Raw genomic sequence first — 18,274 nt, 5'->3', positions numbered from 1 at the left:
GTTATTTCTGCAACCGCTTGATACGCTCGCCCGGGCTGATGACGTCTGTCAGCCGGATGCCGAACTTTTCGTTCACCATGACCACCTCGCCGTGGGCAATTAGGGTGCCGTTGACCAGAACATCCAGAGGTTCACCCGCTAAACGATCCAGCTCGATCACGGAGCCCTGGTTCAACTGCAGCAGATTGCGAATAGGGATTTGGGTGTTACCCACCTCCATCGAGATGGTCACAGGAATATCCAGAATAACGTCCATATCCGGCGAACCAGCACCTCCTGAAGAACCGCCGTCTTCCGAAAACTCTTCCATAGGGGCCGCACGCACCTGCTGCTGTGTTTTTTCTTCCGCCTTGCCACCCTCAGCTTCAGCCATAGCCTCTGCCCACGCATCTTCGGTCGATTCTTCGGTGTTCGCATCGCCGGATTCACCCATAGCCGCTTCCCACTCAGCTGCCAGCTTCTCATCTTCCGTGAGTGCCTTATCGTCTTTTTTGTCGTCGTCAGCCATTACGTCCCACCTTCAGTTGTTTCTTCACCGTGGGCAACGTTGCCCTTTCATGAATTCGTAGCGCCAGCTTTCCGTCACGGGTTCCCATGGTTGCTTTGTAAACGGGAACACCATTGGCCGTTACTGTCAGATGATCAGCAAGCTCAACCGGAATCACGTCACCCGCTTTCAGTTTGGCAATATCCCGAAGCGATATTCTGCGCTGACAAACCGTGGTATTAATCGGCACGCTGACGTCTTTGACATCTTCCTGCAGGGCGTTGACCCAGCGTTCATCAACATCATCAATATCGCTCTGCACACCAGCGTCCAGCACCTCTCGGATCGGCTCAATCATGGCGTAAGGCATAGCGAGATGAAGCTCCCCACCACCGCCATCCAGTTCGATGTGGAAGGTACTGACGACCACTACCTCACTCGGGCTGACGATATTGGCCATGGACGGATTGACTTCGGAACTCATGTAATCAAAATCAATGTTCAAAACCGCTTGCCAGGCTTCTTTCATGTCCGAGAAAACCTGATTCAATACCATCTGCACAATCCGGTTTTCAGTCGGAGTAAATTCCCGGCCTTCAATTTTGGCGTGCCGCCCCTCACCGCCAAAGAAGTTATCAACCAGCTTGAACACCAGTCTGGCATCCAACACAAACAACGAGGTACCACGGAGAGGGCGCACTTTGCAGAGGTTTAGACTGGTTGGCACGTACAGCGTGTGAACGTACTCACCAAACTTCATAATCTGGACACCGCCGGTCGTAACATCCGCATTGCGGCGCAACAAATTGAACAGACTGATTCGGGTGTATCGGGCAAAGCGCTCGTTGATCATTTCGAGCGTTGGCATTCGGCCACGGACGATACGATCCTGGCTGGCGAGATCGTAATCCTTTACGCCAGCGTCATCGTTTTCATCATAGGTATCGATGTCGCCATCATCCACACCGTGGAGGAGCGCATCGATTTCTTCCTGTGATAGTAAATCCTGCATATCTGGTCCTGCCCTGACAGTGGCCTACTGCACAACAAAGTTCCGGAACAACACCCGAGCAATAGCAGGTTCTCTCTCTTGCTCCAGCATCTTGTTTACCGCGTCCAGCATTTTCTGAGACAGTGCCAGCCGGCCTTCCGGTGTCTGCAAATCAGTAAACTCAGTGTTGCCTAACAACATATTCAACTGATTCAGAATCAAAGGCATGTGCTTTTCAGCTCCCGCTAATGCTGCTGGATCTTTTGCCTCGAATGACAAAAAGATCTGGGCATAACGCTGCCGTCCTTGCGCCTGCACCGTTGTTCTCAGCGGCTTCTGGATGTCAGTGTAGATACTGGGGTGAAACTCTGGAGCAGCTGGCTCGGATGATTCCTCTTCAGCCGCGCTCGTCACACCGTCTTTCAGAAACCAGAGTGTGCCAGCAACAGACAGCCCAATGGCCAGCAAAGTAATCACCACTACAGTGATAACAAGCTTCAACTTGCCCTTTTTCTGAGACGTTTGTGCGGTATTATTTTCTGCCATGATGTCCGCTTTGTCAGATTATCGTCACTCCGAGGTGTTCAGAGTGCGTTTATCAAGATTAATGCAAGGGGCGGGCCAAATGCACCATCGCCCCTATTTAAACCAGTAGTTTAGCGCTGCTGAGGGGGGATGGGCAAAAACGTTTTGAAGGGATGAGCACTCAGCCTCCGATCAGAGGCCTTCAAGCAAAGACATCGACCTCACCTTTCCAGGCCAGATCGAGACGGCCAGCTGTGATTTCCTGCTCTTCGAAGTCGCCTGACGTCAGCCCGCCAGCCGCATGACCAGAACCATCGCTGTGCTCGGAACCTTCTCCTTGAGCATTGGTTTGATTACCCGCTTGGTCAGACACATCAAACTCACTCAAAGAAACACCCTGTTCCGCCAGCATATCGCGCAAACGGTTCGAGTGAAGCTCCAATTGTTCACGCACCACAGGGTTCGCAGCATGCACAGTGACGGCTGCTTGATCATTATGAACCCGGACCTTCACTTCCATGGGCCCCATATCGGGCGGAGTAAGATGGATTTCGGCCACTTGTAAATTTTTAGCGGTGAGCCAGCTCAGCTTACCCATCACTTTGTCACCCCACTCGGCTTGCCCTACCGGCACATCGACCGTAGTGGAATAACCGCGCAGTGGCACGTTTGCCTCACCGGCCAGTTTTCCCTGCATAGCCTGTTGTGCCGCGCTATCCAACGAGCTTTGGAACCGGGGCGACGAAAGCAGGCCCGCTGAATCAACCGGCCTTGCTGTCTCAGTCGTCACATTGGCCGCCAGCAACTCTGCAAACTGACTGTTTGAGGCCAAGCCAGCAGTGCTCGTGCCCTGGCCATTCAACCCGTTCGCCATGAGCGGTTTTCCGGGCAAGCCACCGTTCACAAGACCCATATTGACGGCACCCTCGGGCGTCGTTGCAGGGCCGTTAGCTGGCATCAAAGATTGAAGATTGGCGAAGGTTAGAGGCGCGGGCGCTTCCGCTAGATCTTGAGGTTCACCCAATAGCGGCGCGCTTTCCGTTTCGTCTGCGGATTGCGAACTTTGCTGTTTCGTGCCGGCGGCGGGGCTCTTGTCCGCATCAGACGAAGCTGTGTTGCTGGCGGCCTGATCGTTGGGAGACGCATCTTGGGCCCGCGAAACCTGATCGTAAAGACTGTCACCTTTTTCGGAACGGCGACTGCTTGCGGCAGTTTTCGGCCCAGCGGTGTCTTGCTGCACTCCGGACGATGGCACTTGGGAAAGAATTGTCTGCTGCATGGCAACCTCTTGCCGCTTTATGTCTCAGGGTATCCCCCAATTGGGGGCCACTCTGTAACAAAGCAAAAGCGATGCCAAGCAGGTATAAAGCTATTTTTCCTGGCTGAAGTTTTCCAATTGCCGTGAAACTTCCTGAAACTCCTGTGCAATCGCTGCCAATACCGGTTCAGCGTCTTCCAGCTGGCCGATATCGCCCAATGTCTCGAGCTCAAAGCATAAGCTACCGAGTCTCGGTACGCCGATATTGATACAGCTGCCCTTCAGGCTATGAGCCGCTTTTCTAAGGCGATCTGCATCACCGGCCTCAAACGCTTCATTCAGCCCAACAATTCGTGTGCGCGAATCAGCCAGATACGTTTCGATCAGCACTCCGAACTCATCTTCCATGACATCCTGCAGCTCCGCTAAGGCTTCTTCATCCAAACGGGGTATATCGCTCATCACGTGTCCTCGCGGTTGCGTTCAGCATCTTTCATTACTGACTCGTAGCGCCTTGCGCCGGGCGTTCCCAATCATAGACTATTTCAATACAGTTCCCCGGACCACAAACACTGAACTCTCGAGCCAAGCGCTTCAAGATTTCCATCCCGCGCCCTGAATACGCCTTGCTAGCATTCGTACGGGCGTTCGCGTTGCCTTTGCTCACCTCAAATCCTTTGCCACTGTCTTCACATCGAATCTTCAACCTGCCCGCGCCTGGCCGGGACTCATGATCCAGTGTAAAACGTATAAAATGCCCCTTCGTGTCAGAGAGCCGGCGCGCTCGCTCTTGATAGTAAAGGCTAAAACCTTCTGCATTTTTTTTCCATTCGGAGGACAGCTCTAAAACGCCATGCTCCAGTGCGTTATTGTATAACTCCGATAAAAGCGTGAACACCTCACCACTTTTAAGCCGCAATCCCGGTACTTCCGTGCAGATGTGCAAAAGCAATGGCAATGGGTTAAAAGTCGCTAGCGCCCGATCGCGAATTTCATAAACACAATGCCAGCTGCCCGGACCGGACAGCGACGACTCAGGGGCAGACTCGGCCACATCCGCGAGGGCGCCTCGAGCGACCACTTCCAGGCAGCATAGCGTTATGTCATCTGCCGGATCGGGGCGCCCCGTAAATGCTTGCAGCCGGGCCATCAAGGCGTCAAAGGGGTGGTCTTGCGAACCAAGTTCCGTTAGCGCCCGTCGGACAGCGTCTTCTCCAAGGCATTCACCCCGGACGTCACAAGATTCCGGGAAGCCATCAGTCATCAGGACAATGTAGTCCCCTGGCTCCGCATTCAGCGGCTCTACCGAAGCATTGAAGCGATCCGCCGACAGCACACCTAACGGAAGGTGGCGTGAAGGAATGGCGACACACTCCCCACTCTTCCGCACCAACCATCCATCCGGCAAGCCACCGTTCCAAACGCGTATCGCTGCCTGCTTGCCGTCCACTTCAAACAGCACCCCACAGCAGAACATTCCTACTGGCAATATACTGCACAGCTTTCGGTTTATTTCTGTGAGAATATCCACCACGCCAAATCCCTTAGCCGCCATGCCATAAAACACTTCAGCAATTGGCATGGCGCCGATCGCCGCAGGCAAGCCATGGCCGGTAAAATCTCCTAGAAAGATAAGCGTGCCGCCCCCTGGACGAGCGGCGGCAAACAAAACGTCGCCGTTAAAAATGGATAGAGGGGAAGCGTGATACCGGATATTAGGAGCGTCCAGGCAACCATTATGTGCGACATTGTCGAAAACCCGGCGCGCCATTCGCTGATCGGACAGCATCTGCTCGTTCTGCCTTCGAATCTGATCACGCTGTTGCATCACCGAACGATGAAGCGCGAGCATCCGGCTGTAGGCATTTATTTTGGCCTCGAGGATGACTCGGCTGAATGGCTTCAGTAAAAAATCATCGCCGCCGGCTTCCAGAAATTTCGCGTGTTCGCTTTCTCCGGCCAGTGCGGTAATGAAAATTACGGGAACAAAATGTGTACCCGCCAATGCTTTGATTTTTCGCGCGGCCTCCATGCCGTTCATCCTCGGCATCAAGGCATCCATAAGCACGATATCAGGCTCCAGCTTCACGAAAATAGCCACGGCTTCAAGCCCGTCGGAGGCTTCATACACCTGATGCCCCAAACGACGAAGCAGCGTGGCGAGAATCATCCGGTCACCGTCGCTGTCTTCCGCGATCAGTAGGTTCAAGGTTAATGCCTCAGCGAATGCTAAAAAGCTGCTCGAAGTTGGAAATGGAGAGTATACGCCGCACATCGGCATTGCAGTTTTCGATGACCACACTGGCGACGTCACCGCCTGCATGATCTCTTAACAGCAGCAACATTCCCAGCGCAGAACTATCAAGATAGGTAGTGTGAGTCAGATCAACCACATATTCTTTCATCGGCTTGTCACAGTGCTCATAGGCATCACGGAACGCTTGATGGGTGCTAAAATCAAACCGCCCCTGTACCTGAATCACCAGCACGTGACCGTCATCGCTTCGCCGCGTACTTACCGACATACGCTTTCCTCTGTGACCTTTCGCTTAACGATCATCGCTGCTCCTTACTCTGCCACGGTGGTATCAGACTAAGGATAGACAAGATTAGAGGAAATGCACTGGCTGCTGCTGATGTAGAGGAGACATTCAGGTAGGTTCAACGTTGGCGTCGGGCAAAAGCTCTGCCAGCCGCTTCATCAGCCAGTTTTTGTTCTTTTGCATCCTGGGCCTGATGCTCTTGCTGACGACAGGTCTCGATATACCGCTCCATTCCGCGCTTTCGCTCCCACGCCTGCAACCATTCCAGCCGTCGGGCCTCAAATAGCTGTTCGGCTTGCTGTAGCTGGCGCTGCTGCTGAGCAATAACCTGATCAAGCTGACCAATGAAGGCCTGCCATGCCTGTAATCGTGCAACCGAAACCACACCTTGCTGACTCGCCCGAATCTGCTCCCGATACTCTTGCTGGTAGCGTTCCAGATTCTCGACTTGCTCTTTATGTGCTTCGAGCTGTTTTCGAACCTCGCCTAAACGATCAAGAGCTTCACTCTCTTTGCGCTGTTCCAGCGTCAGCACAACCTCCAGCCGCTTTGAACGCAGCATCAGCCGTTACTCCGGTCAGCCGACGCGGGTGCGGGTGCGGGGCTCTTTACACGTTCAGGGGAACGGCGCTCCGGCACAACAGCAAGTAGCTGTTCAATGCTTTCGTTCAAAGGTGCGCTTTCATTCAGCTCCTGCTGAAGAAATTGCCGCATAGTGGCAATGTGTTGGATGGCAAAATCGGTTTCAGGGTCAGAGCCCTTAACGTAGGCCCCGACACTGATGAGATCACGAGCTTGCTGGTAACGGGAGTAAACCTGCTTGAAGCGTTGAGCTCTTGAGAAATGATCGGCCTGTGTCACTTGCGGCATAACCCGGCTAATGGAGGCTTCAACATCAATCGCCGGATAGTGACCCTCTTCCGCCAGCCGACGGGACAGCACGATATGGCCATCCAGTATGGCTCTGGCGGCATCGGCAATCGGGTCTTGCTGGTCATCACCCTCGGTCAGCACGGTATAAAACGCCGTGATAGAACCACCGCCCGGGCGGCCATTACCAGTACGTTCCACCAACTGAGGTAATTTGGCGAACACGGATGGCGGATACCCTTTGGTTGCCGGCGGCTCTCCCACCGCCAAGGCTATTTCTCGCTGAGCCTGGGCGTAACGGGTCAGCGAATCCATCAATAACAATACCCGCTTGCCCTGATCTCGATAGTATTCGGCTATTCGCGTGGTCAACATGGCGGCGCGTAAGCGCATCAACGGCGAATCATCTGCCGGAGAGGCAACGACAACGGAGCGCGCCAAACCTTCGTCACCGAGAATATCCTCAATAAATTCTTTAACTTCGCGGCCCCGCTCACCGATCAAGCCGACGATCGTAATATCCGCATCCGTAAACCGGGTCATCATGCCCAGCAACATACTTTTACCCACACCACTACCGGCAAACAGACCCAACCGCTGGCCTTGGCCGACTGTGAGAAGCGAGTTGATCGCACGAATGCCCACGTCCATCGATTCGCGCACTGGCGCTCGATGAAGGGGGTTTATAATGTCACCACTTAGTGGCACACGAGCTTCGGCCTGAAGCGGCCCCTTTCCATCCAGTGCTTCGCCGGCACCATTGAGTACCCGCCCTAACATCTGAGGACCAACCGGCACTCGACTCGCGGAAGAGAGAGGAATCACTCTGGCGCCAGGTTTGAGACCTTCGATGGCGGCAAGAGGCATGAGGTAGACTTTATCTTCTTCGAACCCAACGACTTCGGCTTCGACACGCCCTGTGCCCTGGCCTTCAATCACGCAGCGATCACCGACCACCATCGGGCAACCTACGCACTCAAGCGTCAGGCCCACCATCCGGGTCAAGCGACCTGAAAGTTCAGGCTCCGGCTCGCGTCCGATGGCAGCCTGTAGTTGATCAAGTCGGTCAGCCAGTCGGGAGGTCATCACCATCATCCTGTTTGCCGAGATCCGGCGCTGCAGCGGCAGTGTTCTCGGCGTCGCTGAGCAGCTCTCGATGAAAATCGGTCAACTCGCCCATCGCAACGTCGGCTTGCTCGTTTTCGGTGGTCTCGGCGCCGGCCACCTGTTCTTCCAGCATCCCCTGAACTGCGCGCTGAAATCGTTTCTCGACCGTGTAATCCACCAGACTGTTTCGAGTTTCCACTCTGCAACCGCCGGGCATCAAACTGTCATCTTGAACGATCGAAGGCTGGGCTTCCAAACGCTCAGCCACTTCGCTAACAGCCTGAACATCGTCTGGGTGAATGTATACCCGTACATTGTCTGCGGTTGACGGAAGAGCTTTGAGAGCTTTGCGGACAACTTCGCGAATCTGGGAGGTGTCGATACTCAGCTCCCGATATACCACCGCTCTGGCCAGCACAGTCGTCAGATTCACGAGCGCCGATTCCAGCTCTGCTTCATGGCGCTCGATCGGGAGCAACAACTCCCCGAGCACTTGATCCAGGCGCGCCATGCGGGCTGCATTTTCTTGCTGAATAGCCTCCGCCGCTTGTTGACGTCCAAGCTCTCGGCCTTCGGCGTCACCCGCTGCAAGACCCTCTGCGTGGCCCTCTGCACGCCCCTGAGCAAAACCTTCCTGATAACCCGCTTCTCGACCTTCTCGATAGCCGTCTTCCCGCGCGGCCTCCCGAATTTCCTGCAGGTTAGCCGCCGTCAGCGGCTTGACCTCTTCCTCTCGGGCAACCTGATTACCTTGCTCATCCAGCAAAGGCAATTCCCACCGCTCCCAAGCAGTCAGGTTCTCTTTCGGGATAAGCTTGTCGTCCTGATCGGATTTTTTCATCACATCATTTCTTCACCGGCACCACCCAGCGATATTTCGCCGGCTTCGGCCATTCTGCGGGCCACAGTAATGATGTCTTTTTGAGCGCTTTCAACTTCACTCACCTTAACCGGCCCTTTGGCTTCCAGATCATCCTGAAGCAATTCCGCCGCTCGCTTGGACATATTTGCGAAGATCTTGTCTTTCACGGCTTCATCTGCGCCCTTAAGTGCAACCACCAGCACCTCGGACGAGACTTCTCTAAGCAGAGCCTGAATACCTCGATCGTCCACATCCTTGAGATTATCAAAGACAAACATAAGGTCTTCGATCGTCGTCGCCAAATCTGGGTCCATGTCCTTGATGGAATCCAGCAGACTTCCCTCAACCGACCGATCCATAAAGTTCATGATATCTGCGGCGCGTTTGACACCACCAATGCGACTGGCCTGACCGGCGGCTCCGCCCGAGAACTGCTTTTCAAGAATGCTGTTGAGCTCTTGCAGAGCCTGCGGCTGAATCGTTTCCAGAGAAGCCACACGCATCACCACATCAAGCCGGACTTTAGGGTCAAGCGTTGCCAGAATTTCAGCAGACTGGTCTGGATCAAGATAAGAAATGACGATGGCCTGAATCTGCGGGTGCTCATAACGGATAATGTCACCAACCGCCCTGGGCTCCATCCACTTAAGGGTATCAAGGCCAGTGGTATTGCCACCCACCAAAATGCGATCAATCAGACTGGCCGCTTTGTCGTCGCCAAGAGCCTGAGTCAACATGGCGCGGATGTAGTCATCGTTACCTACACCAAGCCCAGTCTGCCCACCCACAGCATCGACAAACTGGTTCAGCACGAAGGTAACCTCGTCCTTCGTGACATCTTGCATTTGCGCCATGGCGACACCCACACGTTGAACCTCTTTCGGGCCCATGTGTTTTAGCACTTCTGCAGCATCGCTTTCACCCAGCGACATCAGCAAGATCGCAGCCTGCTCGACGCGGGAGATTTTACGTTGCGGAGCTTTGGCAGAGACTTGTCCCTGTCCAGCATTTTGTTCAGTCATCGACGTTCACCCACTGGCGCATGACCTGTGCAACCCGGCTAGGATCTTCTGCAATCAGGCCTTTGAGTGCATTCAACTGTCTATCATAGCTGTCTGTCGCGCCGGGCAACAGCAGATCACCCTGCGAGGCCATGGCATTTTGCAGAGCCCTGTCACCCTCAATACCGTCTATCGAACCGTAGTCGTCACCATCAGAGCCGAGCTCTCGATCGCGCTCTCCACCACCTGATAACGCTTTCAACGTTGGACGCAACAAGCCCAATACCAGAATCAAAACCACCAGACCAGCCAGAACCTGTTTCATCAAATCCCAGAACCATGGCTGCTCCCAAAAACCAGGCTGCTCGAATGTTACGGTTTCCTCCGGCGCGAAGGGGGTATTCATTACGGTCACACTGTCACCCCGTTCCGCGGAGTAACCTACCGCATCGCGCACCAGCATAGCCAAACGTTGCAGCTCTGCCTCCGGCCATGGCTCATAACTCACGTCGCCCGTTTGCGGGTCCATGACTTTCATATCGTCAACAGCCAACGCGACCGTCACGCGCTTCACTGCGCCAAGCTCTTGGCGGGTATAACTGACAGTACGGTCAATCTCGTAGTTTCGGGTCGCTTCTTTACGCACGTTCACCGGCGGCGCAATGGGATCGCCATTTTCATCAACCGCAGCGCCCGCGACTTCAGGCACCGTCGCGCTGCCTGGAGGCTGGTTTGACAACGCTCCCGGCACGCCAGACATCAGGTTACCTGCACCACGCTGTTCGGTGAGTTCACGCTCACTGCGAATGGCCTGCTGTTCCGGGTTGTAAAGCTCTTCCGCCCGTTCGACCGCAGAGAAATCCAGATCGGCGGAGACTTCTGCACGATAACGGCCATCACCCACGATGGGTGAAATAAGAGAGGCAACACGACGCGACAAGCGCTCTTCAACCCGACTGGTGTACTCATACTGATCTTTCATTCGATCGGTATCGGCTTTGAGGTTGGCTTCCTCTCCGGTCAGCAAATTACCATTTTGATCGACCACGGTGACCTGATCACGGTTCATCATCGGGATGCTACCGGCAACCAGATTCACAATCGCACGGATTTGTTCCTGCTCCGGACGACGACCAGCGAAGACTTCCAGAAAAATCGAAGCACTCGGCGCACGGGCATCCCGAATAAAAACAGAACGCTCGGGAATCGCCAGGTGGACTCGGGCATTTCGAACACCGCGCATACTGGCAATGGTTCGGGCTAATTCGCCTTCAAGGCCGCGACGGTAGCTGATGGTTTCCATAAACTGGGAAGTACCCAGCCCACGTTCTTGGTCGAGAAGTTCGTAGCCAATGGTTTTCCGGTCGGTGACCCCTTCTGCAGCCAGCTTGAGCCGAGCGTCATAAACCTGCTCGGAAGGCACCAACAATGCGCCGGTGCGCGTATCCATTTTGTAATCAATACCGCTGCTATCAAGAATGCTGGTGACGTCCTGAGGGTTGTAAGCTGACAAATCCCCCACAACCGGCTGATAGTTAGGTTCCTGAGCCCAAAGCACCACGGCAAAGCCCAGTGCCACGCTGGCCGCCAATCCAACCATCAAACCAACCTGTCGCAACAGGTTCAGGCGATTGAACCCAAGCAGCATATCGCTGCGGGATTCGGATGTACCGGAATCCTGAGAAGTCGGCAGACCGGAGGCGTTGGTTTCTGCGGGTAAGCTTGCCATGCTACTGCTCCGTTATCAGATCGGCATATTCATAATGTCTTCATAGGCTCTTACTACCCGGTTTCGCACCTGAGTCAGAGCTTCAAAAGACACTGTTGATTTCTGGGCCGCAATCATCACCCGCGTGATATCAACATTGGGATCACCCATTTCATAGGCTGTGCGCAGTTCATTGGCCTGACTCTGTACTTCGTTCACGCCATTAACGGCCTTGCCCAGCATATCGTTAAAGCTGGGAACTTCTTTGGTTTCCTGAACCGACCGTGGGCCATCCACCTGGCCACGCACAGACTGATCCTGATCGATACGCTGATTCTGCACCATTTGCGATCGCAGATTCCGAATCTCGGACAGAACATTGTTTATGTCAGCACGCTGGACCATTTTACTCTCCCGGCTACCCCAACGGGGTATCAGTTATTCGTTCTATACCGAAAACAAAGCAAACTGCAGGCCAAAACCAATTTTTACTTTAATTTCATTAAATTAAGAAAACGAAAAAAGGGCCAAGGCAAACTTTTGACGGGATTTTGACTGCCACAACTATTCACAACATACCGCAGACAAAAAAACGGCACCCAGAAAGGGTGCCTGAAAGAGTTAACACACAAGACGGGGATGCACGCTCAGGCCAAGGCAAGCTCAGCATCCAGATCGATGCCGGCATCGCGCATCTGGGCCAGTTTGTAGCGCAGAGTACGCGGGCTAATCCCCAATTGCTCGGCCGCACGGTTTCGGCGACCACCTTCGTTTTTCAAAGCCTTAATGATCATACGGAATTCTTGCTGGCGTAGATCACCACCCAAGGAACCACCCGCATCTCCGGCTTGCCCGATATCCTCAACCATCTCGCTTGATGGCGACGACAACTCGGTAGTGGGAACAGGAACGCTCTGGTGAACGCTAAGCGGTGCCGAATCGGCAGCCCCGGTAATACCCATTTCCAGACACAGATCGCCCGCGTGAATCACATTGCCTTGATGCAGGACCAACGCGCGCTGCAGCGCGTTATCCAATTCACGCACGTTACCCGGCCAGCTATAGCTGGTCATGGCTTTGCGAGCATCATCCGCAAAACTGATGCCGGTAAGTTTCATTTTTCGGCAATGCTTTTTCAGGATCGATTTCGCCAACGGCATGATATCCAGCGGCCGTTCACGCAGCGGCTGCCAGCGCATCGGGAACACCGTCAAACGGTAATACAAGTCTTCGCGGAATTTGCCCTCACGGACATAATCCCCCAGATCCCGGTTGGTAGTCGCCAGCACCCGCACATCCAGAGGGATAGTCTTACGGCCACCTACGCGCTCTACTTCCCGCTCTTGCAGGACTCGCAGTAATTTGGACTGCAAGCCGAGCTCCATTTCCGAAATTTCGTCCAGCAGAATGGTGCCGCCATTCGCTTGCTCAAACTTACCCGGCGAAGTCGCGACAGCGCCGGTAAATGCACCTTTTTCATGACCAAACAGCATTGCTTCCAGCATGTTCTCCGGGATAGCTGCGCAGTTAATGGCGACAAACGGCTTGTCCGCACGCGGAGATTGTTCATGAATAAAACGCGCCAGCACCTCTTTGCCGGTACCACTTTCACCCGAAATCATTACCGTTGAATCGCTGGCCGCCACTTTGGTAGCGAGCTGGAACATGCGCTTACTGATCGGATCTTCCGCTATCGGCTGATCACCCGACGCTTGACGCGCCCCGCCCACCACTTTGCTAACCGCCTCAACCAACACCTGTGGCTCAAACGGCTTAACAAGGTAGTCGATCGCACCCGACTGCATGGCGGAAACCGCATGACTGATCTGACCGTAGGCCGTAATCAACATCATCGGCAACCCTGGGTATAAACGCTGCACTTCACCCAACAACTCGTGACCGGACAACCCCGGCATATTGACGTCACTGATCACCATATCAACCGGAGTACGCGCCAAACTGGCGAGGGCCTCATCAGCATTAGCGGCCTCACAAACTCGATACCGGGCCAGTTCCAGTGTTGTTACCAGCGCTTCCCTGAGATCCCGGTCATCTTCCACAATGAGAATACGAGCCCTTGCCATGATTAATGCCTCCACCTATTCTTTAAACCCGACCGGCCAGCGTTGGTAACCGCATGATTGCAACGGCCCCACTCTGACCCGCAGATTGGATCGAAAACTCACCACGGTGAGCCTTAACCACAGCCTGAACTACCGCCAAACCCAACCCGGTACCGTGGGACTTGGTGGTGTAAAAAGCTTCCAGCATTTTGTGCGTCTGCTCAGACTCGAAGCCCGGCCCGTTATCCTGCACCCGAATTTCCAAGCCGTCCGCCGAAGCGGCAAGGTGTAAAGCGACATCCGTCGCGCCCGCTTCCAGACTGTTGTTAACCAAATTCATACAGGCGCCTACGAGAGCATCACGGTTGCACATCAGGCTGCACGACTCACCGATCTCCCTGGTGACTGAAACGGTGATTCCCGCGTCGAGCTTTAAACCATCAACGGCCGCTTCTAAAGCACCATTCAAAGTCTCTACAGGCAATTCTTCCGCCAGACGGGTTTCACCTCTCGCAAAAATCAGCATATCCCGGACCTGATGCTCAAGGTGACTAAGTCGGGACATAAGCCGAGAAGCGCAGCGCTGGCGCATTTCTTCATCAAGGTCCGGTTGTCCCAAGTGGCCACCGTATAAAATCGCAGCGGAGAGCGGTGTACGAATCTGATGCGCCAACGAAGCCACCATTTTCCCCATGGCCGACAAGCGCTGAGCATGGGCCAATTGGGACTGAAGTTGGCGGGTTTCCGTGAGGTCGGTAAGCAGAATGAGCTGGCCGGGCTGATTTTCCATGGTCCGTATTTCGATACTGACCCGGCGACCATCTTTCAAGGACACCTCGTGACCATCGTCACTGCGAGGTGAAAAGCACCGGCTGATTACATCAATCCAACGCTCCCCTTCCAGGGGTTCACCCAAAAGCGCAAGCGCTGCCGGATTACACTGACTGACCACGCCGCGCTCATCTAAAACCACAACGCCGGCAGGCAAAGCCTTCAACAGTGTCGACAGGCGATCCGCCAACTGCTCTTTTTCTTCCAACTCTTGTTGACGCTGCCGCGATTCCTGGGTGAGTTCACCCGACAATTGGTTCACTCGAGACTCAAGCGTCCGATAGGAATCAGTGATCTGGCGCGACATTTGGTTAAACAAATCCAGAGCCGAACCTACCGCCTCGTCATCCTGCTGCGGAAACAACGATGTGACTTTGTCATTCACATCAGCGGCCGCATTCGGAGCTGTATCGGACTGAACCGATTCGACGACAAACTGTACCTGACTCATAACTTCCCCCTGAGACCGGCCTCGCGACCAGAACACCCGGATGTATCATTTAGAGTCAGCCAAGCTAAGAATGTGCCAGATTTAAATTCTTCTTATATTTCAACAAGAAAGGAAAAACAAGAAAGGGGCAATGACGGTTTTCCGTCGCTTACAAAGCAGGGCAATGCCAAAGGACTCAAACCTTTGACACTGCACTGAGGAGGGAATCAGGATTCTGCGGCGTCGTCCCTGAGGCCATACTTACGAACTTTTTCGACCAGCGTTGTGCGCCGAATCCGCAACTTTTCAGCCGCCCTCGCCACAACACCAGAGGCCTCATCCAACGCTTGCTGAATGAGCTGGCGCTCCAGGCTGGACAAATAATCCTTAAGGTCGATGCCGTTTACCGGAAGCAGTGCGGGCGAATCGAGCCCAACCAACCCCGGAATGGCGGATGGCATACCGGTATCTTCTACCGAACGATTCTCATCGTAATCATCCACGTAACGGAACTTCTTCGGCAACTCTTGCACACCGATCACACCATAGGGGTGCATAATGGCAAGCCGCTCCACCAGGTTAGCCAACTCCCTGACGTTGCCCGGCCAGTCGTGCCGGCACAAGCTCATGATCGCCGCCGAGTTCATTCGAAGGGAGCCTCGTTTTTCCTTTTCCATTCTGGAGATCAATTCGTTGATCAACAGCGGAAGATCTTCCACGCGGTCTCTCAGTGCCGGCATTTCGATGGGAAAAACGTTCAGGCGATAGTACAGATCTTCCCGGAAATCGCCGGACTCAATCATATCCTCGAGATTCTTGTGGGTAGCCGCGATGATACGAACATCGGCAGATTGAGTCCGATTGCTACCTACCCGCTCAAAGGTCCGCTCCTGCAGGACCCGCAAAATCTTGACCTGCATATTGAGCGGCATGTCGCCGATCTCGTCCAGGAACAAGGTTCCGCCTTCGGCAAGTTCAAAGCGGCCAACCCGGGAGGTGATCGCTCCGGTAAAGGCACCCTTTTCATGACCGAACAGTTCACTCTCCAAAAGCTCGGCAGGAATGGCGCCACAGTTGACCGGCACAAACGGTTTGTCACGGCGCGAGGAGTGATAGTGTAAGTTGCGGGCAACGACCTCTTTACCGGTACCGGATTCACCTGTGATCAGAACACTGACGTCTTTATCAGCCACCTGCCCCATCAACTGGCGAACCTGTTGCACGCGCCGGCTGGTACCCACCAAACTTCGAAACAGCTGAACGCCCCGCTGCATGCCACGATCCAGAGTACGACTGAACTGATCACGGTATATCTGCGCGCGATACAAAGAATCAACAAACTTTGTATAGTTCAGCGGCCATTCCATGTGCGCAATTAAACGAGAGGCATGATCCTCCGGCAATCCCGTCGCATCGAGGTCGCCCACCAGAAGAATCGGCAGTCCCGGTGTTGATTCACAAACGGACGCAATAACGGTCTTGGCATCCGCATCTTCACCATGAACAACCGCAACGGATGCAAGGCCTATTTGATCAGCCTCCCCACACTGCAAAAATGCCATAGCCTCGTCACCGGCGACAATCTGCTCTTCACCCACAAATTCCAGAATGGTGATCAGATCACGTCGTCTGGCTTCGTCGTTGCTGAGCACCAGCACTGTGTTATTTTGAGGCATTCACGGAGATCTCTGTCGGAGGATTTGAGCCGTATTTAAGACTGTCTTCGGCCGGGAGTCAATTTTATGACACTGGCACCTCATCTTACCCTAAGAAAACCTGAAGCTACTTTGGTCGGTTGGTTGAAACCTTGGCGTAGGCAGCTGCCGCATTGCGGTTTTGATTGACGCCTTGAAGCGATTCTCGAGCTTCATCCCGGGCTTTGGTTGCCCCCTGCCCCGCGATTTCTACCAACTGATTGAGGGCTTCCAAACGCTGCTTAACCTGCGTAGGCGAAACGGCCCCCTGCTCCATTGCATCCATTAAAGGATCAACAATGGGTTTCACCTGTTGATTGAGAACAATCAGTGCGTTCCAATCTTCTGCTGCGAGTGCCACCTCAAGTTGTTCTTGCAATGAATCTAGATCTGCCAGAAGAACGTCTGGATTAGCCACGGCTAGGTCACCTATAGAGTTGATGCGAGAAGATCTGGCGAAACCAGCAATACAGCCGCTACCCAGCCGGGTAGCGGCTTGAGGTAGCCATTTACCGGCGCGCCGCCCGGCGGGCTGCAGAAGCGGTAAATTCGTTTCGACGATACCCGGGCGCAAAATCGTAAGCTGGGTAGCCGTCATCCAGACCATCAATGTAATAACGCTGAGCTTTGAGGTCGTACGTCATTTCCATAGTAGTCCAGAACACCGGCTGACTGTAATAGCTAATATTGTGCGCTTCAGAAACACGCCACAGTTCGCCTTTTTCGTTGTATTCCTCAGACGCAAGAATCTGCCAACTGTCCTCATCAATGTAGAAAACTCGGCGAGCGTATATGTGCTGGATACCTGTGCGACGCTTAGCTTCTACTACCCAGACACGATGTAACTCATAACGAGCCAGCTGCTGGTTAATGTGGTTAGCGCGAATCACATCATCAGGGCGAACATCGGCGTCGTGCAGCTTGTAGGCATTGTACGGCACCAGCAGTTCACGTTTGCCTTTAAGTTCCCAGTCATACTGGTTCGGAGCGCCGTTATACATATCTTTCTGATCCACCGACCGCAAAGACGACGAGTTCGGGAGATCCGTTTCATACGCCAAATTAGGTGAACGGCGGAGGCGACGTGAGCCGGAATCATATCTCCACGCCAAACGTGGTGAACGTACCTGATCCAGAGTCTCATGCACGAGGGTAATGGTACCCGCTAAAGTGCTGGGCTCTAGCGTGTCTGTTTTGAGGTAGAAAATCTTGTTATCGATGTCGGCAAGGTCCGCCCCGGGCCGGCTATACGCGAAGAAATAGTCGTACTGATTAACCACCGGGTTGAACGCCCCATCTCGCTGGGGCGTGGCAGAGCCACTTCGGAAAGAAACTTCTTCTCCCCGATACCGGAGAATATGATTCCAGATAACTTCCAATCCGTTTTTCGGAATCGGGAACGGACTGGTCATAATGGTGTTACGGACGCCGTTGCCATTATCCAACAGTTCGGCATTCAAGGCGTTTTCGTAAGATTTTTGGTAAACCGCTTCGGGAAATGCCGCCGTACGCCGGGTTTTATACACCGGCATGAAAAAATCGGGACCGTACTGCTCAAGCATTTGAGCATGGCCGTCTATGAGCTTGTCCCGGTATAGATCCAAATTCTCCCGAGTTACCACGAATAGTGGCTCATCTTCGGGGAAGGGATTGATTTCAACCGTTCCCTCTTCCCAGTTCGCCGGGGGTGTTGCCAAACCACCCTTCCAGGCAGGAATAGTACCGGCGTCATTGCCCGCCCTCACCGCTCCAACCGGTGTTAACTCATCCTTTAACCGCTTCGCTTCCTCTGGGGCCACCGTGGCCCACGCGGAACCGGACACACTCAGCGCAGCAATAGTGACCGCTGCCAACAATCGGTTTCGCATCCCTTAACCTCCAACAATGATCATTCGGGCATCCAT

At 54.0% G+C, this 18,274-nt stretch carries 18 protein-coding genes; all 18 read right to left on the bottom strand.

Annotation, left to right across the window (positions count from 1 at the left end; genetic code table 11):
- Position 1 precedes the first annotated feature (1 nt).
- Positions 2 to 508 carry a flagellar motor switch protein FliN gene (gene fliN, locus VOI14_RS10945; protein ID WP_323752090.1) on the bottom strand — a complete coding sequence of 169 codons (507 nt, stop codon included), beginning with the start codon at positions 506 to 508 and terminating at the stop codon, positions 2 to 4.
- The gene (gene fliM, locus VOI14_RS10940; RefSeq protein WP_323752089.1) at positions 501 to 1,499 is read right to left on the bottom strand and encodes a flagellar motor switch protein FliM; all 999 of its coding nucleotides are present in this window, start codon (positions 1,497 to 1,499) and stop codon (positions 501 to 503) included. Before fliM ends, fliN begins: the two co-directional genes overlap by 8 nt.
- Positions 1,500 to 1,523: 24 nt before the next feature.
- On the bottom strand, positions 1,524 to 2,024 hold the full coding sequence (locus tag VOI14_RS10935) for a flagellar basal body-associated FliL family protein (protein WP_323752088.1): 501 nt from the start codon (positions 2,022 to 2,024) through the stop codon (positions 1,524 to 1,526).
- A 181-nt stretch (positions 2,025 to 2,205) separates the two neighbouring features.
- Positions 2,206 to 3,282, bottom strand: a complete 1,077-nt coding sequence (locus VOI14_RS10930; RefSeq protein WP_323752087.1) for a flagellar hook-length control protein FliK — start codon at positions 3,280 to 3,282, stop codon at positions 2,206 to 2,208.
- 90 nt (positions 3,283 to 3,372) lie between these two features.
- Positions 3,373 to 3,723, bottom strand: a complete 351-nt coding sequence (locus VOI14_RS10925) for an Hpt domain-containing protein (protein ID WP_323752086.1) — start codon at positions 3,721 to 3,723, stop codon at positions 3,373 to 3,375.
- A gap of 34 nt (positions 3,724 to 3,757) precedes the next feature.
- Positions 3,758 to 5,470 carry a fused response regulator/phosphatase gene (locus VOI14_RS10920; RefSeq protein WP_323752085.1) on the bottom strand — a complete coding sequence of 571 codons (1,713 nt, stop codon included), beginning with the start codon at positions 5,468 to 5,470 and terminating at the stop codon, positions 3,758 to 3,760.
- A gap of 10 nt (positions 5,471 to 5,480) precedes the next feature.
- On the bottom strand, positions 5,481 to 5,786 hold the full coding sequence (locus VOI14_RS10915; protein WP_323752084.1) for an STAS domain-containing protein: 306 nt from the start codon (positions 5,784 to 5,786) through the stop codon (positions 5,481 to 5,483).
- A gap of 136 nt (positions 5,787 to 5,922) precedes the next feature.
- A complete protein-coding gene (fliJ, locus tag VOI14_RS10910; RefSeq protein WP_323752083.1) occupies positions 5,923 to 6,366 on the bottom strand; it encodes a flagellar export protein FliJ in 444 nt (147 codons plus the stop codon).
- Positions 6,366 to 7,769, bottom strand: a complete 1,404-nt coding sequence (gene fliI / locus VOI14_RS10905; protein WP_416361410.1) for a flagellar protein export ATPase FliI — start codon at positions 7,767 to 7,769, stop codon at positions 6,366 to 6,368. Before fliI ends, fliJ begins: the two co-directional genes overlap by 1 nt.
- A complete protein-coding gene (locus tag VOI14_RS10900; protein ID WP_323752081.1) occupies positions 7,741 to 8,622 on the bottom strand; it encodes a flagellar assembly protein FliH in 882 nt (293 codons plus the stop codon). The genes fliI and VOI14_RS10900 overlap by 29 nt, the downstream gene beginning before the upstream one ends.
- A complete protein-coding gene (gene fliG / locus VOI14_RS10895) occupies positions 8,622 to 9,665 on the bottom strand; it encodes a flagellar motor switch protein FliG (RefSeq protein ID WP_323752080.1) in 1,044 nt (347 codons plus the stop codon). Before fliG ends, VOI14_RS10900 begins: the two co-directional genes overlap by 1 nt.
- Positions 9,658 to 11,373, bottom strand: a complete 1,716-nt coding sequence (gene fliF / locus VOI14_RS10890) for a flagellar basal-body MS-ring/collar protein FliF (RefSeq protein ID WP_323752079.1) — start codon at positions 11,371 to 11,373, stop codon at positions 9,658 to 9,660. The genes fliG and fliF overlap by 8 nt, the downstream gene beginning before the upstream one ends.
- A gap of 15 nt (positions 11,374 to 11,388) precedes the next feature.
- The gene (fliE, locus tag VOI14_RS10885) at positions 11,389 to 11,757 is read right to left on the bottom strand and encodes a flagellar hook-basal body complex protein FliE (RefSeq protein WP_323752078.1); all 369 of its coding nucleotides are present in this window, start codon (positions 11,755 to 11,757) and stop codon (positions 11,389 to 11,391) included.
- Positions 11,758 to 11,999: 242 nt separating this feature from the next.
- The gene (locus VOI14_RS10880) at positions 12,000 to 13,436 is read right to left on the bottom strand and encodes a sigma-54 dependent transcriptional regulator (protein ID WP_323752077.1); all 1,437 of its coding nucleotides are present in this window, start codon (positions 13,434 to 13,436) and stop codon (positions 12,000 to 12,002) included.
- A gap of 22 nt (positions 13,437 to 13,458) precedes the next feature.
- On the bottom strand, positions 13,459 to 14,697 hold the full coding sequence (locus VOI14_RS10875) for a sensor histidine kinase (RefSeq protein WP_323752076.1): 1,239 nt from the start codon (positions 14,695 to 14,697) through the stop codon (positions 13,459 to 13,461).
- A gap of 206 nt (positions 14,698 to 14,903) precedes the next feature.
- On the bottom strand, positions 14,904 to 16,352 hold the full coding sequence (locus tag VOI14_RS10870; protein WP_323752075.1) for a sigma-54 dependent transcriptional regulator: 1,449 nt from the start codon (positions 16,350 to 16,352) through the stop codon (positions 14,904 to 14,906).
- A gap of 106 nt (positions 16,353 to 16,458) precedes the next feature.
- Complete coding sequence (locus VOI14_RS10865) at positions 16,459 to 16,788, bottom strand: SOS cell division inhibitor (RefSeq protein WP_323752074.1); 330 nt, start codon at positions 16,786 to 16,788, stop codon at positions 16,459 to 16,461.
- A 91-nt stretch (positions 16,789 to 16,879) separates the two neighbouring features.
- Positions 16,880 to 18,238 (bottom strand): DUF1329 domain-containing protein, encoded by a 1,359-nt coding sequence (locus VOI14_RS10860; RefSeq protein ID WP_323752073.1) that lies wholly within the window; start codon positions 18,236 to 18,238, stop codon positions 16,880 to 16,882.
- Positions 18,239 to 18,274: the final 36 nt, after the last annotated feature.

Origin of the sequence: Marinobacter sp. (assembly GCF_034669625.1) — a bacterium.
Taxonomy (GTDB): Bacteria; Pseudomonadota; Gammaproteobacteria; order Pseudomonadales; family Oleiphilaceae; genus Marinobacter.
The sequence above is the reverse complement of the archived record's forward strand: the minus strand, read 5'-3'. Positions and strand labels throughout refer to the sequence as shown.